Below are 25,902 nucleotides of genomic sequence, written 5' to 3'. Positions count from 1 at the left end.
GGCCGTTTCTCCTGGTGTGTTCCGGCTACAGGACGGTGAGCGGCAGCGGTGTGCCCCGGTCGGTGAAGGTGAAGGCCGCCCCGGAGCTGAACCGGGTGATGGCGACCTCGTCGGCTTCCCGGAACGGCAGATCGGCGCAAGCGATTTCGAGGGTGAGCCCGCAGTCGGCGGCCTCGCGGACCCGGGCGTGGAAACGCGGGTTCACCCCGCGCACCAGGGCGTCGAGCGGCTGAAGATGGTCGGGGTCGAGCAGGGCGGGCCAGGCGCCGTCGTCGACCGCGCCGCAGCCGCGGCCGATGCGCAGCTCGACCAGTTGCTCCCCGCCGGTGGTCTCGGCCGTCACGTCGATGTCGACATAGGCGGCCGGGTTCAGCGCCGGGTGCAGGCGCAGCACCTTGGCCAGCGCCGCCATATCGTCGCCGAGCCCGAGCGCGGTGCGGATGCGTTCGGCGGTGAGACCCGCGATGCCGGTGAACTGTTTGCGCAGGATGTCCAGCGCCACTTCCGGTTTCGTGCGCGTCTCCACCGCGGTCCGGTAGCCGAGGGTGAGCAGGTGGTGCTGCAGGCACACCTCGTCGGCGATCCGGATGAGCGCCGAGCGCGAGAAGTCCTCGAACCGCAGGTCACTCAGCAGCGGCCCCGCATAGTCCGCCTGCCCGGGATCTTCCGGGTCGATGGGGTCGAGCACGGTGGCGGCGGCCTCGGATCCGGCCACCACCTGCGCGTCCTCGTGCGGGGTCGGCGGTTCGTGCGCGGGATCGATCGTGACGGTCCACGCGCACACCGGTTTCCGGTCCGCCGGTTCGCGGGGCGGCCGGTGCACGGGTCGCACCTGGGCGTGCGGATTGGTGGCGAGCGCGGTCGCGTCGAAGGTGGGGTCCTCGATGTCGTGGCACATGGCCACCACGAATTCGGTGCCCATCGGCTCGACGTCGGCGAGCGCGCCGCAGTGGTCGAGATGGAATTCCCCGTGATCGTGGTCGATCACCGTGTAGCGGAAGTCCATGAACTGCGGTGGCGCGCCGATATCCAGCTGGAAGCCCTTGAAGATGGCGTCCACCCCGTCACCGATGATGCCGAGCGCCCGCCGCATGCGCCGGGTGTAGACCGGGCTGGCCAGCTGCCATTCGTCGATGGCGACCGCGGTCATGCCCTCCCGGCCGAGCGCGCCGAGGACGTGCGCCATCCCGGACCGGTCGATGAGGTGCCCGCACAACAGCAGTTCCGGAACCAGCAGGGCCAGTTCGGATCTGGTGAGTGACGCGTATCTGCTGGTCACCACAGGGGCACCGGCCCCGTCCCGACCGGGTACCAGCCGGGCAGCGGTTCGCCCGACATGGACCGTTCCATGCGCTTGCGCATGCCGGACGAGAGCGCGTTGTTCGAGATCATCTCCACGAACAGCGCGGTCACATTGCCGAAGTCGAAGAAGTCGCGCTGCCAGCTCCACTGGTAGTTCCCGGCGTAGCGGAACCAGCTGCCGCCGAGCCCTTCCGGGCTGTAGGGCCGTCCGTCGGCCCGCTGCTGATCGTTGACCTGTTTCCAGAATCCGATGACGCTGCCGGTGCGCTCGTCGACCACGAATTCCTGGTACGGGTACGTCCAGCCCTCGAGCCCGAACATCTCCTGGCCGAGCGCGATATCGCGGATCTCGTCGCGCCCGACGGCCATGAATTCCTGCTGCGGACCGTAGTTCCAGCCGTAGGTGGCGTCGTCGGTGTAGAAGTGCTCGAGGGGTTTCCAGTCCCCGGCCGCCTCACAGTGTTTGTTCTCGTCCACCCAGCGGCGGATCATCTCGTCGAGTTCGTCGCGGGACCAGCTCACGGCTGTCTCCTTCCTTCGACAGCGCTGTCGTCTACGAGCGACAGGGCCTGGGTCGGGCAGTAGCGGACGGCGGCGCGGGCCGCGTCCAGGTCGGTGCCGGGGTCGGCGCGCAGGATCCGCACCTGTCCCTGTCTGGGCACCTCGAAGAGGTCGGGGGCCTCGTCCTGGCAGACGGCGTGGCCCTGGCAGAGGTCGAGATCGACGACCAGGCGCATGGTCAGGGTCCTTCCGGATTCGGTTCGCGCAGTGGCGCTTCCGGCTGGACCTCCACCAGCACCAGGTGTGCGCCGCGCGGGGTGGACACGACCGCGGACACGGCCGCCGCGAGATCGGCGGGCCGCAGGAACTGCGGGTGCCGGGCGAATCCCCATTTCACCCAGTTCTCCAGCAGCGGACCCACCACTTCCGGGGTGGCCTGCATGCCCATGCCGGTGAGGGTCTGGCCCGGACGCACGATGGACGAGCGCACCCCGGTGCCCTCCAGTTCCATGCGCAGCTGGGTGGCGAAGGCCTCGACGCCGGTCTTGGCGGCGTTGTACGCGCCCGCGCCGGGCCGGGCCCGCACGGCGCAGTCGGAGCCGATGACCACGAAGTCGCCGCGCTGCCGCTCGATCATGCCGGGCAGCACCCGGTGCGCGAGGCGTTGCGCGCCGACCAGGTGCACCCGCACCTGGGATTCGAACAGGTCGGGATCCATCTCCCAGCCCTGTCCGAATTCGAGGTCGCCCGCGCCGGAGACCAGGACCTCGGTGGGCCCGAGGACCGCCTCGGCGGCGGTGACGAACTCGTTCACCGAGGCGGTGTCGCAGACGTCGAGCCGTCCGGCGAAGGCTTCCCCGCCCTCGGCGCGGATCTTCTCGGCGAGGGTTTCGCAAATCTCCACCCGGCGCGCACCCAGCGCGACCGGGTGCCCCAGCGCGGCAAGGGCTTCCGCGGTGGCGGCCCCGATTCCGGAGGACGCGCCCGCGACGATGGCGGGGCGGCGGGCGGGATGCGGTGCGAAGCGGGCCATTCAGCGAACCTCCACGGAGACGGGCAAGTGGGCGAAACCGCGCACATTCACCGAATGCACGCGCTGGATACCGGTGTCGGCGACGCCGTACGAACGGACGCGAGCGGCGAACTCGCGCAACACGATCGACGCCTCCAGTCGCGCCAGGTGCGCGCCGAGGCAGAAATGCACGCCGCGGCCGAAGCTGATCAGCCCGCCCTTGTCGCCGCGTTCGAGGTCGTAGCGGTCCGGGTCGTGGAAGACGGCGTCGTCGCGATTGGCGGATCCGATGAGCAGCAGCACCTTCGAGCCCGCGGGAATGGTCTGCCCGTAGTACTCGAGGTCCTCGGCGGCGGTGCGCGCCAGGATCTGGCTGGAGGCGTCGTAGCGCAGGGTCTCCTCGACCCAGTCCTCGACGAGTTCGGGGTGGGCGGCGACCTTGGCGTACTGCTCGGGATTGCGGCCCGCCCAGTACAGGGCGTTGCCGAGCAGTTTGGTGGTGGTCTCGTTGCCCGCGACCACCATGAGGAACATGAAGCCGAGGATCTCCTCCTCGGTCAGCCGGTCCCCGTCGGCCTCGGCGTCGAGCAGGGCCGAGGTGAGGTCGTCGGCGCGTTTGCGCTTCCGTTCGGCGAGGATCTCGTTGTAGTAGCCCGCGAGTTTCATGGCCGCCTCCATGGCCGCGACCGGCACGTCCAGCACGCCCTCCTCACGATGCACCAGGAGGTCGGCCAGCCGCCGGAGTTCGGCGCGATCGGCTTCGGGCACGCCGAGCAGTTCGGAGATGACGTCCATCGGGACCTGGCCCGCGACCGCGTCGATCCAGTCGAAATCGCCGCCGGCCAGCGCGGGTTCGAGGTAGCGCAGGGTGATCTCGCGGATCCGCGCGCCCATCTCGGTCACCCGCCGGGGTGTGAATCCCTGGTAGACGAGCTTGCGCAGGCGCAGATGCCGGGGGTCGTCCATAGCCAGGAACGACATGGTTCGCCAGGCGTGCGGCCCCCAGGCGGCGGGGTCGAGCGAGACCCCGTTGGCACTGGACAGGCGCACGTTGTCCCGGAAGCCGGCCGCCACGTCCCCGTGCCGCGAGAGCGCCCAGAAGTCCAGCTCGGGGTGGTGGTACACCGGGGCCTCGGTGCGCAACCGCTGGTACACGGGATAGGGGTCCTCGTGGATGCGGTAGTCGTAGGGGTCGAACAGCAGCGGCTCCAGCGAGGCTGCGGTCATGGTGGGTCCACCTCGTATTCGATAACTCGTTCATCGGCTCTGACGAACGTTTTCCAGCAACGGAGACACGTAGCTGGACATGTGTCTGTACGGTACTAGCGACGGGATCACCTCACAACGGAATCCCGCGAAGAAAATCGGCCGGACCGCAGAAACTGAAACCTGTTCTTGCGCGTTTCCGAGCCGCGAACCTATAGTCCGTACACGTGTCCGGACAGCATGGGAGCTACCTATGAGCCCGAGCGATCTCGTCCCCGACGGCGGTTCGCACCTGCTGATCGGCGGCAAGCTGACGCCCGGCGGCGGCGGTGTGTTCACCACCGCCGACCCGGCCACCGGGGAACCCCTCGGCTATGCCGCCAACGCCGACTCCGCCGATATGGACGCGGCCATCGCCGCGGCCCGCACCGCCTTCGACACCACCGACTGGTCCCGCGATCCGGCGTTCCGCGCGGCCTGCCTCCGGCAGCTGCGCGACGCCCTGCGCGGGCACATCGAGGAACTGCGCGAGATCACCATCGCCGAGGCGGGCGCGCCCCGCATGCTCACCAGCGGACCACAGCTGGAGGGACCGGTCGGGGATCTCGGCTACTTCGCCGATCTGGCCGAGAACTACGCGTGGGAAACCGATCTCGGGGTCGCCGCGCCCATGGGGATCAAGAGCTCGCGCCGGCTGCGGCGCGAACCCATCGGCGTGGTCGGGGCGATCACGCCCTGGAACTTCCCGCACCAGATCAACTTCGCCAAGCTGGGCCCGGCCCTCGCGGCGGGAAACACCGTGGTGCTCAAGCCCGCGCCCGACACCCCGTGGTGCGCGGCGGCCGTGGGCCGGATCATCGCCGAGGAGACCGGCATTCCGGCCGGGGTGGTCAATATCGTCACCTCCGACGATCACGGCCTGGGCGCGCAGCTGGTCACCGATCCGCGGGTGGACATGATCTCGTTCACCGGGTCCACCCAGACCGGTAAGGCCGTGATGACCGCGGCGGCAGCGTCTTTGAAGAAGGTGTTCCTGGAGCTGGGCGGCAAGTCGGCGTTCATCGTGCTGGATGACGCGGACATCGCGGCCGCCGCCAGTTACGCGGCGTTCGGCGTGTGCGTGCACGCGGGCCAAGGCTGTGCGATCAGCACCCGCCTGCTGGTGCCGCGCGAACTGCACGATCAGGCCGTCGAAGCCGCCGCCCGCACCATGGCGGGCATCAAACCGGGCGATCCGGCCAAGCCCGGAACCGTGTGCGGCCCCGTCATTTCCGAACGGCAGCGGGCGCGGATCGAGCGCTATCTCGACATCGCGCGCGCCGAGGGCGGCACCATCGTCACCGGCGGCAAGCGGCCCGACCGGGCGAACGGCTGGTTCGTCGAGCCGACGCTGATCACGGGCCTGCCCAACAGTTCCACCGTGGCCCAGGAGGAGATCTTCGGGCCCGTCCTCACCGTCATCCCACACGACGGTGACGCCGATGCCGTCCGCATCGCCAACGACTCACCGTACGGCCTGTCCGGCACGGTGTGGGGCAGCGATCCCGAGCGGCTGCGCGAGGTCGTGAACGGTGTGCGCACCGGGACGCTCAGCGTCAACGGCGGCATCTGGTATTCGGCCGACGCGCCCTTCGGCGGCTACAAGCAGTCCGGCGTGGGCCGGGAAATGGGCGTCCTCGGATTCGAGGAATACACCGAGACCAAACTCATCGCGACCGGCGTCTGAGGAGTACCGACATGAGCCGATTCACCGACAGATCGATCATCGTCACCGGCGCCGCGCGCGGCATCGGGGCGGCCTACGCGAAGGCGCTGGCCGCCGAGGGAGCGAAAGTCGTCGTCGCCGACCTGAACAGCGAACTGGGCGAGGCGACCGCCAAGGAGATCACCGCCGACGGCGGCGTCGCGGTCTTCGCGCCGGTCGACGTCGCCGATCCGGAATCCGCCAAGGCCCTGGCCGATTTCACCGTCGCCGAGTTCGGCGGCATCAACCACCTGGTCAACAATGCCGCCATCTACGGCGACATGAAGCTCGACCTGCTGGTGTCCGTGCCGTGGGACTACTACAAGAAGTTCATGGCCGTGAACCTCGACGGCGCGCTGAACGTGACGCGCGCGGTCTACAAACACATCGCCAAGGCGGGCGGCGGGTCCATCGTGAACCAGTCGTCCACCGCCGCCTGGACCTACTCCGGCTTCTACGGGCTGGCCAAGGCCGGGATCAACAGCCTCACCCAGCAGCTGGCACACGAGCTGGGGCACTCCAGGATTCGGGTGAACGCCATCGCGCCGGGACCCACCGACACCGAGGCCACCCGCAGCATCGTGCCCGAGCAGTTCGTGGATCAGCTGGTGAAGCAGATGGCGCTCAAGCGGCTCGGCACTACCGAGGACATGGTCGGGGCCTGCCTGTACCTGCTGTCCGACGACGCGGGCTGGGTCACCGGTCAGGTGCTGAATGTCGATGGCGGGCAGGTGTTCCGGCCATGAGCGCGGACATCTCGGTCGGGTTCATCGGACTCGGCAATATGGGTGCGCCGATGGCGCAGCGGCTGGTCGAATGGCCGGGCGGGCTCGTGGTCTGCGATATGCGGGCCGACGCGCTGCTGCCGTTCACCGACGCGGGGGCGACCGCCGCCGCGACCGCCGCGGACGTGGCCGAGCGGTGCGGGGTCATCTCGGTCGTCGTCCTCGACGACGCGCAGGTGCGCACGGTGGTGACCGGCCCGGACGGTCTGCTCCGGACCGCGAAGCCCGGCACCGTGATCGCGGTGCACTCCACCATCTCCGATCGGACCGCCGTGGAACTCGGCGCCGAATGCGCCTCGCACGGTGTCGAATTCGTGGACGCGCCGATCAGCGGCGGGGCGCCCGCCGCGCAGCAGGGCGCGCTCGCGGTCATGGTGGGCGGCAGTCCCGCCGCCTTCGAAGCGGTGCGCGAGCCCTTCGGGCGGTTCGGATCGCTGGTCATCCATGCCGGCGAGGTCGGCGCGGGCACGCGCATGAAGCTGGCGCGCAACCTGCTCCACTTCGTCGCCTTCACCGCGGCGGCGGAGGCGCAGCGGCTGGCCGAGGCCGCGGGACTGGATATCGCCGCCCTCGGCAAGGTGGTCCGGCATTCCGACTCGCGCACCGGCGGGCCCGGCGCGATCATGCTGCGCAAGACCACCGCACCGGTCGAGGCGGACGACTTCTGGTTCCCCATCCTCGGGCATGTGCGCGATCTCGGTGAGAAGGACCTGTCCTTGGCCTTGGATCTGGCGGGCCGGTTGGATCTCGACCTACCGCTGGCGCGGCAGGCCTTGCACAACTTGGGAGACGGACTCGGCGTGGGGCCCGGATCCCTTGCGAAGGAGCAGAAATGAGCGACGAGCAGATGTCCGAACAGCGGCAGCAGGGCCTGAAGAAGATGTCGGAGGTGTACGGCTTCGACCTGCCGAACTTCTCCGGCGACCCGTTCTTCGAGGTCACCGCGGATCATCTCTTCGCGGATATCTGGAACCGGCCCGGCCTCTCCATGCGGGACCAGCGCCTGTTGCTGCTCGGCGCGATCACCGCGCAGGGGCATGCCGACATCCTCGAGATCCAGGTGGGCGCGGCCCTGCGCAATGGCGAGCTCGACGCCGATCAGCTGCGCGAGATCACGGTGTTCCTCGCCCACTACGTGGGCTGGCCCAGCGCGACCAAACTCGACGGCGCCGTGCGCAAGACGCTCGCCAAAGACAAGAAGAAGTAGTAATCCCAACCCGCAGTGAGGAATACAGAGACAATGGCGGAAACCGCAAGCGTCAGCCCGCTTCTGGCCGATGAGGTCGAGACCTGGGACTACCAGGCCGACGTCGTGGTCGTCGGCTTCGGCATCGCCGGGGTGTGCGCGTCCCTCGAGGCCGCCCGCTCCGGGGCCGATGTCCTGGTGCTGGAACGCACCGGCGGCTGGGGCGGCGCGGCCGCCATGTCCGGCGGCTTCATCTATCTCGGCGGTGGCACGGCGCTCCAGCGGAAACTGGGCTTCGACGACACCGCCGAGAACATGGAGGCGTTCCTCACCGCGGCCCTGGGCCCCGGCGTCGACAAGGCCAAGATCCACGACTACTGCCAGGGCAGTGTCGAGCACTTCGATTGGCTTGTCGCGCAGGGTGTCCCGTTCAACGAGGTGTTCTGGGGCGAACCCGGCTACGAGCCGCCCGCCGACGAGGGCCTGATGTTCTCCGGCGGCGAGAACGCCGCCCCCTTCAAGGACAAGATCCCGCCCGCTCCGCGCGGTCACCTGGCCTGGACCAAGGACAAGAAGCTGGGTGAGAAGGGCGGCGGCTACATGCTGATGGAGCCGCTCGCCCAGAAGGCCGACGAGCTCGGCGTGCGGCACGAGTACGACGTGCGGATGCGGCGGCTCATCGTGGACGAGACCGGCCGCGTGGTCGGCGTGGCCGCCACCCGCTACGGCAAGCCGGTGCACGTGCGTGCCGAGCGCGGCGTGGTGCTGGCCACCGGCAGCTTCGCCTACAACCACGAGATGGTGGAACAGTTCGCGCCCAAGATCGCCGGCCGCCCGGCCGCCACGGTCGAGGAGCACGACGGCATCGGCATCCGGGTGGCGCAGGCGCTCGGCGCGGACCTCGCCCACATGGACGCCACCGAGGTGGCCCTGGTGGTGGACCCGCAGCTGGTGGCACGCGGCATCCTGGTGAACGGGCACGGGCAGCGGTTCATCACCGAGGACACCTACCCCGGGCGCATGGGTCAGGCCGTGCTGCAGGATCAGGACAACAAGGCGTACCTGGTGATCGACGAGCTCGCGCTGGAGGAGGCCATGGAGACCAAGTCGTCCATGTCGTTCCTGCGCATCGCGCCGACCTGGGTCGCCGAGACCGTCGCGGAGCTGGAAGGCGAGATGGGGCTGCCGGAGCACACCCTCCAGTCGACCATCGACCTCTACAACCACCACGCCGCGCAGGGCGACGACCCGTTCCAGAACAAGAAGACCGAATGGGTCAAGCCCATCCGGACGCCGCTCGGCGCCTACGACCTGCGCGGCTACACCGGCGGCTTCACACTCGGCGGCCTGCGCACCGATCTGGACTCGCGGGTCCTGCACGTCTCCGGCGAACCGATTCCCGGCCTGTACGCCGCGGGTCGCGTCACCTCCGGCATCTGCGCCGGCGGATACGCCTCCGGCTGTTCCCTCGGCGACGGCAGCTTCTTCGGCCGCCGCGCCGGCGTCTCCGCCGCCAAGCAGCTCTGAAAGGAGTTCTCCCCCATGCGTTTCGGCATCGTTCTCTTCACCAGCGACCGCGGCATCACGCCCGCGGCCGCCGCCAAGGCCGCCGAGGACCGCGGTTTCGACTCGTTCTACGTGCCCGAGCACACTCACATCCCGATCCGGCGCGACGCCGCCCACCCGCACACGGGCACCAGCGAACTGCCCGACGACCGCTACACCCGCACCCTCGACCCGTGGGTCGCGCTGGGCACCGCGGCCGCCGTCACCTCCCGCATCGAGTTGTCCACCGCGGTGGCGCTGCCCACCGAGAGCGACCCGATCACTCTCGCCAAGACCATCGCCACCCTGGACCACCTCTCCGGCGGCCGGGTCACCATCGGCGCCGGATTCGGCTGGAACACCGACGAACTCACCGACCACGGCGTCCCCGGCAACAAGCGCCGCACCGTGCTGCGCGAGTACATGGAGGCGATGCGGACCCTCTGGACCGAGGAAGAAGCCTCCTACAGCGGCGATTTCATCTCCTTCGGCCCCAGCTGGGCCTGGCCCAAACCGGTTCAGTCGCACATTCCGCTGCTGATCGGCGCGGGCGGCACCGAGAAGACCTTCAAGTGGATCGCCCGTTCCGGCGACGGCTGGATCACCACGCCGTACGAGTCCGACATCTCCGCCTCCACCGCCCTGCTGCTGAAGCACTGGCAGGAGGCGGGCCGCGAGGGCGCCCCGCGTGTGGTGGCGCTGGCCGGCAAGCCGGACGCCGACCAGCTCGCGGCCTGGGCCGACGCCGGGGTCACCGACGCCGTCTACGGTCTGCCCGACAAGTCCGAGGACGAGGTGCTCGCCTACCTGGACCGGCTGGCCGCCAAGCTCGCCCCGATGGGTCTGAACACGCCGTCCGCCTGACCGGATCGGCCGCCATGGCCGATTCACCTGCGGATTCGGTACGGCGGCGAGAATCGTACGCTCGAGCCGTGTTCGAACCCTTGCCGCCGATGCCCGGCCTGCCCGACCCGACCGCGGTGTTCATCACGCACGAGGACACCGCGCGGGCGCTGGCCGAGTCGGCGCTGGCCTGGGTGCGGCAGCACTCCCGGCGACGACGGCGCAACGCGCTGCGCTGGGTGATCACGGCGATCGTGCTGTACTCGCTGTGGTCGCTCAGCGGCCTGCTGATCGGGCTGGCGATCTGCGCGGCGCTGGTCGGGATGTACCGGCGGCGCTGGAATTCCGATCCCGCGCGGACATTGGCCCTGTTCTCGGCCATGGCCGCGCCCGGCACGGTGATGGCGACCCGGTTCGGGCCGGCCGCGTTCGATATCCAGGTGGGCGCGGACACCCACCGCCGGGTCCGCTACGACGGCATCCGCGACCTGGAGGTCACGCCCGCGGCGGTCGCCTTCGGCGAGGGTCAGCAGTACCACACCTATCCGCGAGAGCTGTTCCCCGACAGCGCACTCGAACTCATGACGGCGGATACCCACCCGGTCGAACCGCCGAGTCCGATTCCGCCGCTGGCCGATCCGTCGGCCGTCTACGTCGTGCGGCCCGGAGACACGAGCCGGCTGGTCCAGGTTCCGGCGCACAGATTCCGGGTGCGGCGGGCGATCATCTTCGCCGGGCTCTCGTCGATCTACCTGATCACGCTGTATCTGATCCGCGGGTCGGGGCCGATTCCGCTCGCGGCCGCGGGCATCCTGCTGCTGGCCGTCGCGTTCTCCCTGACCTACACCGCGGACCGGAATCGGCGGGAAAGGGAAATGGCGCACCAATTCCCGCCGGGCACCGGCTTCGCGGCGCGCTTCGGGCCGGACGCGGCCGATATTCACCTGGGCAGCCGCCGAACCCGCATCCGGTACGAATGGATCAGCGGTGTCCGCATCGAGGACGGGGTGGTCGAACTGCGGGGCCTGGACGGCGGCGCGTACCCGCGGGAATTGTTCCCGGACTTCGCGATCGCCTACATTCGCGCGCTGAATGCCGACATGGCGGCGAGCCGCTAGTTGCAGGCGGCGATGCGCTGCAGGATGCGCAGGGTTCCGGCGGCGGCGAGGGTGCGGAACTTGCCGGTGGCCTCGGCGCGGCGGTAGAGCTCGTCCGCGGCGCGCAGTGCCAGCAGGCCGCCGCCCGCCACCCAGTGGGACCAGTCGTCGTAGGCGCGTTCGGCGGCAGCGGAGTCGGAGCCGGTGATCAGCAGCAGGCGCAGCGGGGTGCGCCATTCCCGGACGGCGGCGGCGTAGGCATCGGCGGCATCGCCAGGGCCCGCGGTGATCTCCAGGATCGCGCCTGTGCCCGCATAGGTGCGGGCGGCCTCGGACAATGCGGCGGCCTCGTCCGAGGGCAGCGTGGCGGCGATTTGCTCGATGAGTGCGGGCAATTCGCGCGGGATGGCGGAGAGCGCGGCGGGGAGCATTCGAAAGCCTTTCCGGTGCGGTCTCATTCATACCGATCACGCATACCGCGAGTTGCTCGGCGGCCCGAGTCATAGTAGCATCCGGACACGTGTCTGATCCCCTTTCCGACCGCTCAGCGGTGAGCATGGAGGCCACCCGCCGGCGGCTCACCGAGAAGCAGGCCGACACCGTGGACAAGCTCACCCGGGCGGCCATGGACGTGCTGTCCCGGGAGGGGTTCGCCGGGCTGACCGTACGGATGGTCGCGGCGCAGGCCGGGGTCGGCACGGCGACCGCGTACACGTATTTCTCCTCGAAGGAACACCTGGTCGCGGAGATGTTCTGGCGGCGGCTCGCCGCCACGGACGCACCCGCCGGGGAGGGCATCGACTCCACCGCCCGGGTGCTGGCCGTGCTGCGGCAGATCGCCATGCTGATGGCCGACGAGCCCACGCTCGCGGGCGCCGTGACGGCCGCGCTGCTGGGTGTCGATCCCGATGTCGCGCATCTGCGGCTGCGGATCGGCGGCGAGATCCGGCGGCGGTTGATCGACGCACTGGGCTCCGACTCCGATCCCGAACTCATCGAGACGCTCGAAATGATCTACGCGGGCGCGCTGGTGCGCGCGGGCATGGGTTACGCGTCCTACGCCGAAATTGCCGAGCGCATGGAGAAATCCGCGCTGCGCATCCTGCGGCCCTGAAATAACCATTTCGATTTCGCGCGGGAATCCGCGGGATCCCTTGCCGTGCAATCCCTTCCGTAGTACCGTCTGGACAGGTGTCTACCCGGGAGGTCACAGATGACCCAGGTCAAACCGCGCGCGGTATCCGGTGGCGAGCACGAGCACGGCCACTTGGAGGAATTCCGCACCGATCCCATCGCCCTCATGGCCCGGGTTCGGAGCGAATGCGGTGATATCGGCTCGTTCCGATTGGCGGATCGCGATGTCATCCTGCTGACCGGCGCGCAGGCCAACGAGTTCTTCTTCCGCGCCGGCGACGATGAACTCGATCAAGCCGCGGCGTATCCGTTCATGAAGCCGATCTTCGGCGAGGGCGTGGTCTTCGACGCCCCACCCGAGCGGCGCAAGGAAATGCTGCACAACACCGCCCTGCGCGCCGAGCAGATGCGCGGGCACGCCACCACCATCGCCCGCGAGGTGGAGCGCATGCTGGCCCGCTGGGGCGACGAGGGCGAGATCGACCTGCTCGAATTCTTCGCCGAACTCACCATCTACACGTCCTCGGCCTGCCTGATCGGCACCAAGTTCCGCGAGGAGCTCGACGACCGCTTCGCGCACCTCTACCACGAGCTCGAGCGCGGTACCGACGCCTACTGCTACGTCGACCCGTACGCCGATATCGAGAGCTTCCGCCGCCGTGACGAGGCCCGTCACCAGCTCGTGAAGCTGGTGCGCCACATCATGGCCGGGCGGATGGCGAATCCGCCGACCGGCAAGGACGATCGGGACATGCTCGACGTGCTGGTGTCGGTGCGCGACGAGCGGGGTCAGCCCCGGTTCTCCGCCAGCGAGGTCACCGGCATCTTCATCTCCATGATGTTCGCCGGGCACCACACCACCTCGGGCACGGCCGCCTGGACCATCATCGAACTGCTCCGGCACCCGGAGGTGCTCGGTCAGGTGGTCACCGAACTGGACACCCTCTACGCCGACGGCGCGGACGTGAGTTTCCATGCGCTGCGCCAGATTCCGAATCTGGAGGCGGTGCTGAAGGAGGCGCTGCGCCTGCACCCGCCGCTCATCATCCTGATGCGGGTGGCGCGCGAGGAGTTCGAGGTGTGCGGCCACCGCATCGATCCGGGCGACCTGGTGGCGGCGAGTCCCGCTGTCTCCAACCGGATTCCGGAGGCGTTCCCGGATCCGGAGCATTTCGATCCGGGCCGCTACCTGGACCCGAATCAGGAGGATCTGGCCAACCGCTGGAACTGGATCCCGTTCGGCGCGGGCCGGCACCGTTGTGTGGGCGCGGCGTTCGCGCTCATGCAGCTGAAGGCGATCTTCTCGATCCTGTTGCGGGACTGGGAGTTCGAACTGGCACAGCCGTCCGACAGCTACCGCAACGACCACTCCAAGATGGTGGTCCAGCTGGAACAGCCGTGCGCGGTCCGCTACCGGCGCCGCGCCCGGCCGTCCCAGGCCGACTAGAGCGCGGCCTCGATCGCGGCGACGATCGCCGCGTCCTTGGGCTCGGTGCGCGGGCGGAAACGGCCCAGCACCGAGCCGTCCCGGCCGATCAGGAACTTCTCGAAGTTCCACTGGATGTCCCCGGCAGCGCCGTCGGCGTCGGCGACCTGGGTCAGCGCCTGGTACAGCGGGATGCGGCCGTCGCCGTTCACGTCGCTCTTCTCCAGCAGCGGGAAGTCCACGCCGTAGGTCGCCGAGCAGAACTCGGCGATCTCCTCGGCGGTGCCCGGCTCCTGGCCCATGAACTGGTTGCACGGCACGCCGACCACGGTGAACCCGCGCGACCCGTAGGTCTGCTGGAGTTCGACCAGGCCCGAGTACTGCGGGGTGAGCCCGCACTTGGAGGCGACATTGACCAGCAGCACGATCTGGTCGTCGGCCAGCTCGGCCAGCGAGGTGGGCTTGTCGGTCAGGGTGCGCAGCGGAATCTCGCGAAGATTGGTCACAAGCCCGAATTCTAGAACGGGTTCGACGGGGTCACCGGTTCAGGAGTAGCGGACCTGCCAATGCTTGATCCCATTGATCCAGCCCGAACGCAGCCGCTGCGGCGGTTCGACTTCGCGGATTTCCGGCATGGCGTCGGCGATCGCATTGAACATCAGGTCGATCTCCAGCCGCGCCAGATTCGCGCCGACACAGAAATGCGTGCCGGTGCCGCCGAACCCGACGTGCGGATTGGGATCGCGCAGCACATCGAATTCGAAGGGGCGGTCGAAGACCTCCTCGTCGAAGTTGGCGGAACTGTAGAACAATCCGACGCGCTGGCCTTCGCGGATCTTCTGCCCGCCGAGTTCGGTGTCCTGGGTGGCGGTCCGCTGGAACGCCGTCACCGGCGTCGCCCAGCGCACGATCTCGTCGGGCGCGGTGTGCGGGCGGCGCTGCCGGTACAGCTCCCACTGATCGGGGTTGTCGACGAAGGCCTTCATGCCGTGCGCGATGGCATTGCGGGTGGTCTCGTTGCCCGCCACCGACAGCAGGATGACGAAGAATCCGAATTCGTCGGAGCCCAGCGCCTCGCCGTCGACATCGGCGGTCACCAGCTGGCTGACGATGTCGCCGACCGGGCAGGCCCGGCGCTGTTCGGCCATGTTGTAGGCGTAGCCCAGCAATTCGGCATTGGCGGCCATGTTCTGGCCCGCGAATTCCGGATCGTCGTAGTTCATCAGCTGGTTGGACCAGTGGAACAGCTTGTATCGATCGTCCTGCGGCACCCCGAGCAGTTCGGCGATGGCTTGCAGCGGCAGTTCACACGCCACCTGCTCGATGAAATCGCCGCCGCCGGTCGATTTCGCCTCCCGCACAATCTTTTCCGCGCGTTCGGTGAGCGCGGCCCGCAAGCCCTCGACGGCGCGCGGGGTGAAGCCCTTGGACACGATGCGCCGAATCTTGGTGTGTTTCGGCGGATCCATGTTCACCAGCAGCGCTTCGCGGCCGAGTTCGAGCTGTTCGGGTTCGGAGTCGGCGGGCATCCGGATGATCGAGCCCTTGCGATGGGAGGACCAGAGCTCGGGCCGCCGGGAGATCTCCTTGACGTCCTCGTGGCGGGTGATCACCCAGTACCCGTCGTCGTCCATGGGGGCGGCCTGCTCGGGTGTCTGCGCGTTCCACCAGACGGGTGCGGTGCGCCGCAACAGAGCGAACTCCTCGACCGGACTACGGTCGGCCCAGAGCGCGGGATCGGTGAAGTCGAAGCCGGCGGGCAGTGACGGAACAGACACTGTTCCTCCTCGGGCAAGGTGCCGCTAAGATCACGAAATTGGAACGTGTTTCACAGGAATTCAACCATGCCGACCGGCCAGAGGGCAGCGTTTCCGGCCTCCAACCCGAAGTCGATCTTGGGACTGGACAGCCCATCCGGGGTGTCGGCAGACTAGAACCTGTTCTACAGTGATGCCAGGCACACTCGAAGATGAGGTAACTGATATGACCCCTTCCCCGGGCTCCACGTCCGAAGCCGATTACGTCGTCGTTGGCGCGGGTAGCGCCGGCGCGGTGCTGGCGGGGCGCCTCGCGCAGGCCGGCGCGAGCGTGATCCTGTTGGAGGCCGGGCGCAAGGACAACACCCAGCTGGTCACCCGCCCCGGCATGATCTCGATGGTCCACACGGTCCCGCAGCTGAAGAAGCTGGTGACCTGGAAGCAGTACTCGGTCCCGCAGAAGCACGCCAACGACCGCAAGATCCCGATGACCCGCGGCAAGGTGCTCGGCGGCTCGTCCTCGGTCAACGGCATGCTCTACGTGCGTGGCAACAAGGCCAACTTCGACTCCTGGGCCGCCGAGGGCAACAAGGGCTGGTCCTACGACGAGGTCCTGCCCGCCTACAAGCGCCTGGAGAACTGGGTCGACGGCGCCGACGACTACCGCGCCACCGGCGGCCCCATCGAGGTGACCCGCCCCCGCGAGATCACCCCGATCGCCGAGCAGTTCATGACCGCCGCCTCCGAGTCCCTCGGCACGCCGATCATCAAGGACTACAACGGCGAGTCGCAGGAAGGCCTCTCGATCTTCCAGCAGTCCGTCAAGGACGGCATCCGCTACAGCTCCTCGCGTGGCTTCATCACCAACATGCCGAACTCGCACATGACCGTGCTCACGCACGTGCACGCCACCCGCGTGGTCATCGAGAACGGCCGCGCCACCGGCGTCGAGATCGCCGAGAAGAACGGCACCCGCCGGATCGTGAAGGCCGCCAAGGAGGTCATCGTCTCCGGTGGTGTGATCGGCTCCCCGCAGCTGCTCATGCTCTCGGGCATCGGCCCGGCCGCGCAGCTGCGCGAGCACGGCATCGAGGTCGTCGCGGACCTGCCGGTCGGCCAGAACCTGCACGACCACCTGTTCGTGCCCATGACCTTCGTGTCCAAGAAGGCCATCCACCGCGGCATCCCGACCTACTTCGCGCGCGGCATCCTCAAGGAGATGCGCAACCCGGGCAGCTCCTTCATGGGCCGCACGGTCTTCGAGGCCGCCGGCTTCGTCAAGACCAAGTTCGCCGAGGGCGACCACCCGGACATGCAGATCCACACCCTGCCGTGGAGCTACCCGACGCCCAACCAGGACGCCGACAAGCTGCACCTGGTGGACCGCCGCCCGGCCTTCACCATCATGCCGTCGCTCATCTACCCGAAGAGCCGTGGCGAGATGAAGCTGGCCTCGGCGGACCCGTTCGCCTCGCCGCTCATCGACCCGGGCTACCTGACCGACCCGTGGGACACCGAGTTCCTGGTCGAGGGCATCAAGATGATCCGCGAGATCATGTCGCACAAGAGCATCGCGGGCGATGTCACCGAGAACTTCTTCCCGGGCCAGCAGTGGGCGGACGAGACCGCGCTGCGCCGCGAGCTCCCCAACCGCGTGCACTCGATCTACCACCCGGTCGGCACCTGCCGCATGGGCGTGGACGAGCGCGCGGTCGTCGACCCGACCCTGAAGGTGCACGGCATCGAGGGCCTGCGCGTCGCCGACGCCTCGATCATGCCCAGCATCACCGGCGGCAACACCAACGCGCCGAGCTACATGATCGGCGAGAAGGCCGCCGAGTTCATCAACGGCGGACAGTAATCCCACCGAGCCGCTCCGGAGACCGCTACTTCCCTGGTAGCTCCGGCGCGCGGGTCAGCGGCCACGACCATCGCTGACCTGCAACAGCCCCGGGCCTCCTACCTCTCGGCCCGGGGCTGTTGTCCTTTCTCCCGAGGAGTCAGCGGTGTCCCTGCCCGTCGATCTGTGGCTCAACGCGCCATTGGCCGAATCCGCCTCGCGCGCCGCGCGATTGCGCGAACTCGGGGTGGACGGCGTGTTCACCTTCGAGGGCGCGCACGACGTGTTCGCGCCGCTCACCCTGGCCGCCACCGCCGGAACCGACATCATGACCAATGTGGCCATGGCGTTCCCGCGCAGCCCGATGCATCTCGCGCACACCGCGTGGGATCTGCAGGCGCTCTCGGGCGGGCGGTTCCGGCTCGGGCTCGGCAGCCAGATCCGCCCGCACATCGAGAAGCGGTACGGCAGCGTCTGGTCGGAGCCGGTGGAGCGGATGCGCGACACGGTGCTCGCGGTGCAGGCGATTCTGCGGGCCTGGCAGACCGGGGAGCGCCTCGACTATCGCGGGCGGTTCTGGCAGCACACGCTCATGACGCCGCAATTCGATCCGGGACCGAATCCCTGCGGGCCGCCGCCGGTTCTGGTCGGCGCGCTGGGTCCGCGCATGACCGCCATGGCCGCCGAGGTCGCGGACGGGCTGCTGGTCATGCCGTTCACCACCGAGCGCCACTACCGGGAGCGGACCCTCGCCGCGGTGGGCAAGGGCCGCGGCGACTCCACCCGGCCGTTCGAGATCATCGTGGAAGCCATTGTGGCCATGGGTGATACGGAAGAAGAGCTGGCCACGGCGCGCAAGGCGGTGCGAAACCTGCTGGCGTTCTACGGTTCCACGCCCGCGTACCGCCCGGTGCTGGAGGTCGAGGGCTGGGCGGATCTGCAGCCCGAGCTCAATCTGCTGTCCAAGCAGGGGCGCTGGCGGGAGATGGCCGGACTGATCGACGACACCATGGTGGACGCGCTCACGGTCGGTGGCACGCCCGCCCAATGCGCCGCGCAGATCCGGAACCGCTTCGGGGACACCGCCGCTCGCGTCTGCTGCTACTTCCCCGGCTACCAGGTCGGCGACGAGGCCATCGCCGACCTGGTGACCGCCCTACATGCCTGATCAACACCGCACGCGTGATCAACACCGCACGCCTGATCAGCCCACGGTGATGGGCTCGGCCAGCTCGTACAGGCTCCGACGGCCGGTCATATCGGTGACCACCAGCCGCGGCAGGTTCGGACCCAGCCCGTTGTAGACGTGCGAGGCCGCCGGATCGGTGGTGGTCTCGTGCGAGCCGTCGCCGAAGTACCAGTCGTACCGGCGAATGGCGCCGCCCGCCCGCTCGGCGTCGAAACTGACCGCGTTGCCGGACCGGGCGGTCACCTTCGAGGCCGTGAACCCGATACCGAACGGCTCACCGCCACCGAACCATTCGCTGATCCGGGGATTCATCAGGAAGGCGTCGGCGTGCTTGCGCGCGACCTCGAGGTCGGGCGGTGACACGGCCGGGATAGCCCGGCACTGCGGCAGGTCGTCGGCCTGCGGGCAGACCAGCAGGCGCAGCGACGCCGCCTCGTCGCCGAGCGGGTTCAGGGCCGGCGTCCGCTCGGCGGGCTGTGCGACGTCCCGGGGCGTCGTCTGCGCGGGCTCCTTCACGACCTGCGCCGGATCCTGACCGCCCGCGGCATCCTCGGTGAACAGCCCGTCGGCGGCGGTGGCGTACCCCTCGCCCGCGGTGGCATTGGCGTCGGCGACGGCCTGCCGGAACAGCTCCGAGGACACCCGCACGAACTCCGACCAGCGCTGGGTCAACGACTGCGGCACCCGATCCCCGTCGTAGCCGTGGAAGTAGTTGCCCACCAGCACCTTCGGCGTGCCGGGCAGTTGGTGCGCGGCCTGCACCGCCTCCCGCATGCCACGACCCCCGTAGCCGAGAGCGGCTCCGCTGTAATAGGGCACGGCGGCGGCCGGGTTCACCGCGTCCGCGCCCATGCCGCCGCATTCGCGGTGCACGGCGGCCGTCAGATCCTGGGTGCCGGGCGTGACGCCCACCGGAATGCCGAAGATCGGGTCCAGATCGTTGAGGCAGCCGTCGATCAGCACCAGATCGACCGGGTAGCCGTTCGCGGTGGCGTCGCCGGTGGCCTTGGCGAGCTGGCAGAACACGTCGAGGGTGGCGTCCCCGCCGGGGCATTTGCCGGTCGGGTGCTCACCGGGCGCGTCCAGGGCGGCGCCGGAGGCGGTGTAGTCGTGCAGGGTGGCGCCGCGGCCGGTCCTGGACCCCAGGGCGTCGGCCACCACGTTGGCGAAGCTGTGCTTGCGCGGGGCGCTCACGCCGCCGAGCACCGACTGGCCCCACAACACCGAGTCGCCGACCGAGACCACGTGCAGCGGGCGGCAATCCCGGCTCACCCGGAAGTTCCACGGCTTGCCGTAGCCGCTGACGTCGCCGCCCGGGATCCGAGCGCGAGCGTCCACGCGGAGCAGGCCGTCGGCGGGGAGCTCGTCGTGGCGGAGGTCGAACCCGACCGCCATCACGTCGTTCTCCACCACGGTGATGCCGCTGCGAATCGGCTGGCCGCCACCGAGAATCCGCCACTCCACCTCCGCATGGGAGTCGACCCCCGGTGGGAAGTAGACGGCGGCGGTGCCGTGCAGCGGGCCGGCGCACGGCCCGTCGGGGGGCGCGCTGACGTCGATGATGAGGGGAAGGTCGCTCGCGGGTTCGGCGGCGGCGGGTAGCGGCCGACCGGCCTGCGCCACGATTCCGGCCACCGCGATCGCACCCGCCAGGGCCGGCAGCAGGGCCGCGCGACACCGGCGGGATCGCCACACTTTCATTGCTCCTCCTGGGGAGATGCGCAATCCGACAGCAGACATGGTGCGGATACGGCGGCGCGGCGGCCGTAGGCGCGCCGAAATGGCCCAATTTAGCCCGTTCTACCTGCGCATCTGTTAGACAAATGGGATGAACGCGAGAAATCTGACACTCGCTACCGCCGCCTTCGCCCGCACCTTCTGGGCATGGAATCTGATTGGTCCGCTACCGAGCAGCTATACCAAGCGGCTGGACCTCTCCCCCGGCCGGCAATCGCTGTTCACCGCCGTCTGCTTCATCTCGATCATCCCGGCGCTCCGGACCGCACCGGCCGCCGAAGTCCGCCAACGCGTTTGACCACCACTCCGGAAGGGACCGCATGCGTATCGCTCTCTTCGTCACCTGCATCAACGATGTGCTCTACCCCGGCACCGGACAGGCCACGGTGAAACTGCTGCGGCGGCTCGGCGTCGAGGTGGAATTCCCGACGGCACAGAGCTGCTGCGGGCAGATGCACTGCAATACCGGGTACCGCGCCGACACCGCGAAACTGGCGCGGCACTTCGTCAAGGTGCTCGGCGGGTACGACCGCATCATCATGCCGTCGGCCTCGTGCGGGCAGGCGCCGCGCGAGTTCTACATGACAGTCGCCGAGGCCACCGGCGATTCGAGGCTCGCCCTCGACACCCAGGCCATCCTGCCCAGAATTCGCGAGGTCACCGAATTCATTACCGACGACCTCGGAATCCACGATGTGGGCGCGTATTTCCCGCACCGGGTCACCTACCACCCGACCTGCCATTCCCTGCGCGTCCAGCACATCGGCGACCGGCCGTTGACGCTGCTGCGCGCGGTGGCGGGCATCGACCTGGTGGAACTGCCCGCCGCCGAGGAATGCTGCGGGTTCGGCGGCACCTTCGCGGTCAAGAACGGGGCGGTGTCGGGCGCGATGAACGGTGACAAGGCCCGGCACGTCCGCGAGACCGGCGCGAATGTGCTGACGGCCGTGGACAATTCGTGCCTGATGAACATCGGCGGGCGGCTCGCCAAGGACAGGACCGACGTCCGCAGCCTGCATCTGGTGGAGATCCTGGCCCGCACCACCGCCGACGGGCCGATGCCCGGACTGCCGCTCGCCGCCGCGGAAGTGGCGTCATGAGCAAGAGTTTCGTGGGCTGGCCGCCGTTCCCGAAGGCCGCCGAACGATCCACCCGCGATCCGCAACTGCGCGCCACCGTGCACCGGGCCACCCACACCATCCGCGCGAAACGCGACGCGCTGGTCGGCGAACGGCCCGACTGGGAGCAGCTGCGCGACAGCGCCGCCGCCATCAAGGACAACGCGCTGCACCATCTCGACTCCTATCTGGTGCAGCTGGAGGCCGCGGTGGCGGCGGCGGGCGGGGTGGTGCACTGGGCGCGCGACGCCGCCGAGGCCTGCCTGGTCGTCACCGAGCTGGTGCGGCGCACCGGCGAGACTCGGATCGTCAAGGCCAAATCCATGCTCACCGAGGAGATCGGGCTCGACGACGCGCTGCGCGCCGCCGGGATCGACGCCCGCGAAACCGATCTCGCCGAGATCATCCTGCAGCTCGGCGACGACCTGCCCTCCCACATCGTGGTGCCCTCGATGCACTTGAACCGCGGGCAGATTCGCGACATCTTCACCGCGGAGATGGGGAAGCACGGGCGGCCCGCCCCGGCCGGGCTCACCGACGATCCGAACGAACTGGCGGACGCCGCACGACTGCACCTGCGCGAGAAGTTCCTGGCCGCCAAGGTCGGCGTCACCGGCGGCAACTTCCTGGTCGCCGAGACCGGCACCGTGGTGATGGTGGAATCGGAGGGCAACGGCCGCATGTGCCTGACCCTGCCCGAGACCCTCATCTCGGTGGTCGGCATCGAGAAGGTGGTGCCGACCTGGCGCGACCTCGAGGTGTTCCTGCAACTGCTGGCCCGCAGCTCCACCGGCGAACGCATGTCGCCCTACGTGTCCACCTGGACAGGCGTCACCGACCGCGACGGGCCGCGCGAATTCCACCTGGTCCTGGTCGACAACGGCCGCACCCGGGCCCTGGCCGACCCGCTCGGTCGACAAGCGTTGCGCTGCATCAGATGTGGCGCGTGCATGAACATCTGCCCGGTCTACGAACGCACCGGCGGGCAGACCTACGGCTCGGTGTACCCGGGACCGATCGGGGCCATCTTGAACCCGCTGCTCAAAGGCGCGGACGATCCGCAGACCGCGTCACTGCCGTACGCGTCCACATTGTGCGGCGCGTGCAACGAGGTGTGTCCCGTCCGCATCGACATCACGGGCAACCTCCTCGAGCTGCGCAACGACATCGCCGAGGGACCGGCCGCGGTGAAGCACCGCGGCGAACGCGCGGCACTCGACGCGGTCGAGCACATGATGTACCACCCCCAGCTCTGGGCCGCGGCGGTGAAGACCGCGGGGATCGCGGGCGTCATCGCACCGAAAAAGCATCTGCCGCCGCCGCTTTCGGGATGGACACGGAGCCGGTTGGTGCCCGCCGTGCCCAAGGAGTCGTTCCGGACCTGGTGGGCGCGAACCAATGGCGGGCGCAATGGCAACGGGCAGGTCGGCAATGGGCAGGTCAACGTGCAGGGCAACGGACACGGAGGGCCGCGATGAGCGCGCGCGAGGTCGTACTCACCCGCATTCGGGAGGCGCTGTCGGACCTGCCCGCCGCGCAGCGCACCACCACCGTGCCACGCGAATACCTCAGGCAGGCACCGGGAATCGACGAACGGGACCCGGCCGCGGTCACCGCGCTGTTCCTCGAACGGCTGAAGCACTATGGCGCGCAATCGCATCGGGTGCGGGCCGCAGCACTGCCCGCCGCCATCGCGTCGGCCCTGCGCGAGCACGGGGCATCCCGCGTGCTCGCTCCGGCCGGGCTGCCCGCGTCCTGGCTGACGGAGTGGGCGAACGGGTCCGGAAATCGCGTCGTCTCCGATGATCCACAGTTGTCCCCAGCCGAACTCGACGCGGTGGATGCCGTGGTCACCGGTTGTGCCGCGGCGATCGCCGATTCGGGCACCGTGGTGCTCGACGGCGGCCCCGGTCAGGGTCGGCGCGCGCCGACGCTGGTGCCCGACTGCCATGTCTGCGTGGTGGGAGCCGAGCAGATCGCCTCGTCGATCCCGGAGGTGATCGGCGTGCTGGACCCGCACCGGCCGCTGACCTGGTTCAGCGGGCCGTCCGCGACGGTGGACATCGAGATGATCCGGGTACAGGGCGTGCACGGACCCCGGCAGCTGGTGGTCATCGTGGTCGACTAGCCCCCGAAAAGGGGGAATTAGCAGGACTTTTCACTGTTACAAGATCTTGTTAAGGCCGTGCCAAGCACGGCTGGGCATCGTTGTGTCCAACGCCGGAACGCACCGGCGGACCCACCGAGCCACCTTTCCTGGGGCGGGAATGCTGGGGCCGGCCCGTCCACGAGGGGTGACGGGCCGCCCACAGCACACCGATCGATCGGCGTCTCGCTGGGTTTCCGGCCTGCCGCGAAGGGGGTGGCAGGCAGGCGCAGAACCCGCGAGTCCGTCCACGAGGGGTGACGGACACGCGGGTTATGCGCTTTTTTGCCCTTCGCTTCGCTCCGGGCGGGTCGTGCGTCGATCGCCTGGTGAAGCAAGTCGAATGATCTTGTTATCCGCGAATGTGGCCTTCACGACTCGAGAGACGGCATCATGGAAGGCAAGAGCGCCAAGCAGATTGGGATGGACGATGGAAACCTTGGTCGTACTGGCTCTGGCCTGCCTGATCTACTGGTGGGGCCTACTCTGATCGGGGGGTTTGCGCGACCGCGTAGAGGGCGTCGGCGATCCGGCGGCTGAAGTGGTCGGCATCCTCGATCCCGTGGGTGAGCGCGCGCATCAGGGTCGCACCCCGCAGGAATTCGAAGACCGCCTCGGTGTCACAGGTCCGGGCGGCCTGGCCGGAGTCGGCGGCCGCCGTCAACAGCTCACCCAGAGCCTGAATCGTGGGGCGCTCGCCGCCGTCGAGCAGGCGGCGGTAGCTCTCCCGATCGTCGTGATACTCCGACAGCAGGCCGGGAATGGCCGAGCGGGCGGCGGGATGCGCGGCCGCGTTCAGGAACAGGCGGGTCCACGCCAAGAGGTCGGCGCGTAGATCGCCGGTGGGGACCGGATGGTTCTCGGTGTCCAGCGCGAAGATCGCGTCCTCGACCAGCGCCCGCTTCCCCGGCCAGCGGCGGTAGATCGAGGTGGTGACCACCCCGGCCCGGCGGGCCACGGCCGCGATGGTGGTGGCCTGGTAGCCGTCCCGCACCAGGAGTTCCTGGGTGGCGGTCAGCACCTGCGCGTCCAGCTGCGGATCCCGGGGACGGCCGGGGCCGGTGCGGGCGGTCCCTGTCGCTGCGGTCACGTGGTCTCCCTCGGGTCGGCCGGGCGAATCTCCTGGAACAGGTTACATTCCTGCCTTATTTGGAATACGCTGCGCCTCGTATTCTAATTCAGAGTGGCACAGGCCACACCGCTGAGAGGCAGCCGTCGATGCTGACGCCCCAGGACGAACTACTCGCCCACCAGCTCCCCACCACCTTCGACCACGTGCAGCAGAGCGATCTGCGCTGGACCGAACGCGTCGTCCTGTACGGCTTCGACACCACCGGCGAGATCAGCGTCATGACCGGCATGGCGCGCTACCCCAACCGCAATGTGCTCGACGCGTACGCCATGGTCACCATCGGCAACAAGACCGCCCACGTGGTCCGGCTCTCCCGCGAGATCGGCGACCGCTACGACGGCATCGCCGACTGGACCGTCGGACCGTTCAAGTACGAGATCGTGGAGCCGCTGCGCACGGTCCGCGCCACGCTCGGCGACAACGACCACGGCATCCGGCTGGAGCTCGAACTCGCGGGCGAATTCCCGGCCTACGAGCAGGAACCCGCCTTCTTCCGCAGCCGCGGCCGGGTCCGCGAAGACGCGCGCCGCTACTACCAGAACGGGCGCGTCTCGGGCTGGATCGAGGTCGAGGGCACCCGCTTCGAGATCGACCCCGACACCTGGTGGTTCGGACGCGACCACTCCTGGGGCACCCGCCACGGCGGTGGCGGCGGCAGCCTCGGCGAGGGCGAGGGCCTGCAGCCCGGCGACATCCCCGACGGCGTCCTCTATTACATGGGCATCTTCCAGTTCGACGACGAACTCGTGCACTTCGCGCAGCGCGAGACCGCCGACGGGCAGCGCTGGCACTTCGAGGGCACCGTGCTGCCGCCGCTGGACTCCGGCAGACAGCCCATCCCCATCGCCACCACCAACCACGCGCTCACCTTCCGCGACGACTTCCGCATCGTCAGCGGCGGCAGCTTCACGGTGCGCTCCGCCGACGGGCGCGATCGCGAATTCACCATCACCCCCGTCTCCGACTTCTGGCCCGGCCTGGCCGGATACGACCACTACCGCGGCTACGCCTCCGGACTGTGGAAGGGCCCGAACTGGAGCGACGGCTTCACCGCCGACCTCACCGACACCGCCGACCTGAAGCAGGTCAGCATGCTCAGCGAGACCTTCTGCCGGGTCGAGACCGAGGGCAAGGTCGGCTACGGCCTGGTCGAAATGGTCTTCATGGGCCGCAACGCGCGGTACGGGTACGAGGGGTACTGA

General features: G+C 68.9%; 26 protein-coding genes. 16 read left to right on the top strand and 10 right to left on the bottom strand.

Going from position 1 to position 25,902, the window contains the following annotated elements; all coding sequences use genetic code 11:
- Positions 1-25 precede the first annotated feature (25 nt).
- From ACFRAQ_RS25215 to ACFRAQ_RS25195, 5 genes are read right to left on the bottom strand one after another with little or no spacing between them, the layout of a single operon-like run.
- Complete coding sequence (locus ACFRAQ_RS25215) at positions 26-1,282, bottom strand: hypothetical protein (protein ID WP_379103597.1); 1,257 nt, start codon at positions 1,280-1,282, stop codon at positions 26-28.
- The gene (locus ACFRAQ_RS25210; protein WP_379103799.1) at positions 1,276-1,794 is read right to left on the bottom strand and encodes a nuclear transport factor 2 family protein; all 519 of its coding nucleotides are present in this window, start codon (positions 1,792-1,794) and stop codon (positions 1,276-1,278) included. Before ACFRAQ_RS25210 ends, ACFRAQ_RS25215 begins: the two co-directional genes overlap by 7 nt.
- A 26-nt stretch (positions 1,795-1,820) precedes the next feature.
- The gene (locus ACFRAQ_RS25205) at positions 1,821-2,039 is read right to left on the bottom strand and encodes a ferredoxin (protein ID WP_379103594.1); all 219 of its coding nucleotides are present in this window, start codon (positions 2,037-2,039) and stop codon (positions 1,821-1,823) included.
- A 2-nt stretch (positions 2,040-2,041) separates the two neighbouring features.
- Positions 2,042-2,836: an SDR family oxidoreductase gene (locus tag ACFRAQ_RS25200; RefSeq protein ID WP_379103592.1), complete on the bottom strand. Its 795-nt coding sequence runs from the start codon at positions 2,834-2,836 to the stop codon at positions 2,042-2,044.
- On the bottom strand, positions 2,837-4,042 hold the full coding sequence (locus tag ACFRAQ_RS25195; RefSeq protein WP_379103590.1) for a cytochrome P450: 1,206 nt from the start codon (positions 4,040-4,042) through the stop codon (positions 2,837-2,839).
- A gap of 232 nt (positions 4,043-4,274) precedes the next feature.
- Between ACFRAQ_RS25195 and ACFRAQ_RS25190 the strand changes: the two genes are divergently transcribed.
- From ACFRAQ_RS25190 to ACFRAQ_RS25160, 7 genes are all read left to right on the top strand, one after another.
- A complete protein-coding gene (locus tag ACFRAQ_RS25190; RefSeq protein WP_379103588.1) occupies positions 4,275-5,747 on the top strand; it encodes an aldehyde dehydrogenase in 1,473 nt (490 codons plus the stop codon).
- A gap of 11 nt (positions 5,748-5,758) precedes the next feature.
- Entirely contained in the window at positions 5,759-6,511 is a 753-nt protein-coding gene (locus ACFRAQ_RS25185; protein ID WP_357275517.1) for an SDR family oxidoreductase, read from the top strand.
- Positions 6,508-7,386, top strand: coding sequence for an NAD(P)-dependent oxidoreductase (locus tag ACFRAQ_RS25180; RefSeq protein ID WP_379103584.1), 879 nt, complete (start codon positions 6,508-6,510; stop codon positions 7,384-7,386). The genes ACFRAQ_RS25185 and ACFRAQ_RS25180 overlap by 4 nt, the downstream gene beginning before the upstream one ends.
- Positions 7,383-7,757: a carboxymuconolactone decarboxylase family protein gene (locus tag ACFRAQ_RS25175; RefSeq protein ID WP_379103582.1), complete on the top strand. Its 375-nt coding sequence runs from the start codon at positions 7,383-7,385 to the stop codon at positions 7,755-7,757. The genes ACFRAQ_RS25180 and ACFRAQ_RS25175 overlap by 4 nt, the downstream gene beginning before the upstream one ends.
- Positions 7,758-7,790: 33 nt before the next feature.
- Positions 7,791-9,263, top strand: coding sequence for an FAD-dependent oxidoreductase (locus ACFRAQ_RS25170; protein WP_379103580.1), 1,473 nt, complete (start codon positions 7,791-7,793; stop codon positions 9,261-9,263).
- A 15-nt stretch (positions 9,264-9,278) separates the two neighbouring features.
- Positions 9,279-10,145 (top strand): LLM class F420-dependent oxidoreductase, encoded by an 867-nt coding sequence (locus tag ACFRAQ_RS25165; RefSeq protein ID WP_379103578.1) that lies wholly within the window; start codon positions 9,279-9,281, stop codon positions 10,143-10,145.
- A gap of 68 nt (positions 10,146-10,213) precedes the next feature.
- On the top strand, positions 10,214-11,242 hold the full coding sequence (locus ACFRAQ_RS25160; protein WP_379103576.1) for a hypothetical protein: 1,029 nt from the start codon (positions 10,214-10,216) through the stop codon (positions 11,240-11,242).
- Here the strand turns inward: ACFRAQ_RS25160 and ACFRAQ_RS25155 are convergent.
- The gene (locus ACFRAQ_RS25155; RefSeq protein WP_379103574.1) at positions 11,239-11,652 is read right to left on the bottom strand and encodes a hypothetical protein; all 414 of its coding nucleotides are present in this window, start codon (positions 11,650-11,652) and stop codon (positions 11,239-11,241) included. The genes ACFRAQ_RS25160 and ACFRAQ_RS25155 overlap by 4 nt on opposite strands.
- 119 nt (positions 11,653-11,771) lie before the next feature.
- Between ACFRAQ_RS25155 and ACFRAQ_RS25150 the strand changes: the two genes are divergently transcribed.
- Together ACFRAQ_RS25150 and ACFRAQ_RS25145 are read left to right on the top strand one after the other, a co-directional pair.
- A complete protein-coding gene (locus tag ACFRAQ_RS25150) occupies positions 11,772-12,335 on the top strand; it encodes a TetR/AcrR family transcriptional regulator (protein ID WP_379103797.1) in 564 nt (187 codons plus the stop codon).
- Positions 12,336-12,434: 99 nt separating this feature from the next.
- Positions 12,435-13,802, top strand: a complete 1,368-nt coding sequence (locus tag ACFRAQ_RS25145; RefSeq protein WP_379103572.1) for a cytochrome P450 — start codon at positions 12,435-12,437, stop codon at positions 13,800-13,802.
- Here the strand turns inward: ACFRAQ_RS25145 and ACFRAQ_RS25140 are convergent.
- Positions 13,799-14,263: a glutathione peroxidase gene (locus ACFRAQ_RS25140; protein ID WP_379103795.1), complete on the bottom strand. Its 465-nt coding sequence runs from the start codon at positions 14,261-14,263 to the stop codon at positions 13,799-13,801. The two genes, ACFRAQ_RS25145 and ACFRAQ_RS25140, sit on opposite strands and share 4 nt — an antisense overlap.
- A 63-nt stretch (positions 14,264-14,326) precedes the next feature.
- Complete coding sequence (locus ACFRAQ_RS25135; RefSeq protein WP_357275497.1) at positions 14,327-15,559, bottom strand: cytochrome P450; 1,233 nt, start codon at positions 15,557-15,559, stop codon at positions 14,327-14,329.
- A 205-nt stretch (positions 15,560-15,764) separates the two neighbouring features.
- Here ACFRAQ_RS25135 and ACFRAQ_RS25130 point away from each other — a divergent pair, with 205 nt between their 5' ends.
- Both ACFRAQ_RS25130 and ACFRAQ_RS25125 read left to right on the top strand, forming a co-directional pair.
- Positions 15,765-17,399, top strand: coding sequence for a GMC family oxidoreductase (locus ACFRAQ_RS25130; RefSeq protein WP_379103569.1), 1,635 nt, complete (start codon positions 15,765-15,767; stop codon positions 17,397-17,399).
- Between the two features lie 151 nt (positions 17,400-17,550).
- A complete protein-coding gene (locus tag ACFRAQ_RS25125; protein ID WP_379103793.1) occupies positions 17,551-18,546 on the top strand; it encodes a TIGR03617 family F420-dependent LLM class oxidoreductase in 996 nt (331 codons plus the stop codon).
- 36 nt (positions 18,547-18,582) lie between these two features.
- Here the strand turns inward: ACFRAQ_RS25125 and ACFRAQ_RS25120 are convergent, their stop codons facing one another.
- Positions 18,583-20,268: a PKD domain-containing protein gene (locus ACFRAQ_RS25120; RefSeq protein ID WP_379103567.1), complete on the bottom strand. Its 1,686-nt coding sequence runs from the start codon at positions 20,266-20,268 to the stop codon at positions 18,583-18,585.
- A gap of 127 nt (positions 20,269-20,395) precedes the next feature.
- Between ACFRAQ_RS25120 and ACFRAQ_RS25115 the strand changes: the two genes are divergently transcribed.
- From ACFRAQ_RS25115 to ACFRAQ_RS25100, 4 genes are read left to right on the top strand one after another with little or no spacing between them, the layout of a single operon-like run.
- Positions 20,396-20,602 (top strand): hypothetical protein, encoded by a 207-nt coding sequence (locus tag ACFRAQ_RS25115; protein WP_379103565.1) that lies wholly within the window; start codon positions 20,396-20,398, stop codon positions 20,600-20,602.
- A gap of 22 nt (positions 20,603-20,624) precedes the next feature.
- Positions 20,625-21,404: a (Fe-S)-binding protein gene (locus tag ACFRAQ_RS25110; RefSeq protein WP_379103563.1), complete on the top strand. Its 780-nt coding sequence runs from the start codon at positions 20,625-20,627 to the stop codon at positions 21,402-21,404.
- Positions 21,401-22,900 carry a lactate utilization protein B gene (locus ACFRAQ_RS25105; RefSeq protein WP_379103561.1) on the top strand — a complete coding sequence of 500 codons (1,500 nt, stop codon included), beginning with the start codon at positions 21,401-21,403 and terminating at the stop codon, positions 22,898-22,900. Before ACFRAQ_RS25110 ends, ACFRAQ_RS25105 begins: the two co-directional genes overlap by 4 nt.
- Complete coding sequence (locus tag ACFRAQ_RS25100) at positions 22,897-23,550, top strand: lactate utilization protein C (protein ID WP_379103559.1); 654 nt, start codon at positions 22,897-22,899, stop codon at positions 23,548-23,550. The genes ACFRAQ_RS25105 and ACFRAQ_RS25100 overlap by 4 nt, the downstream gene beginning before the upstream one ends.
- 499 nt (positions 23,551-24,049) lie before the next feature.
- On the opposite strand, the gene ACFRAQ_RS25095 is transcribed toward ACFRAQ_RS25100, so the two are convergent.
- Complete coding sequence (locus ACFRAQ_RS25095; RefSeq protein ID WP_379103557.1) at positions 24,050-24,658, bottom strand: TetR/AcrR family transcriptional regulator; 609 nt, start codon at positions 24,656-24,658, stop codon at positions 24,050-24,052.
- A 128-nt stretch (positions 24,659-24,786) separates the two neighbouring features.
- Here ACFRAQ_RS25095 and ACFRAQ_RS25090 point away from each other — a divergent pair, with 128 nt between their 5' ends.
- A complete protein-coding gene (locus ACFRAQ_RS25090; protein ID WP_379103555.1) occupies positions 24,787-25,902 on the top strand; it encodes a hypothetical protein in 1,116 nt (371 codons plus the stop codon).

This window comes from Nocardia sp. NPDC056611 (assembly GCF_042792755.1).
Lineage (GTDB): Bacteria > Actinomycetota > Actinomycetes > Mycobacteriales > Mycobacteriaceae > Nocardia.
The sequence above is the reverse complement of the archived record's forward strand: the minus strand, read 5'-3'. Positions and strand labels throughout refer to the sequence as shown.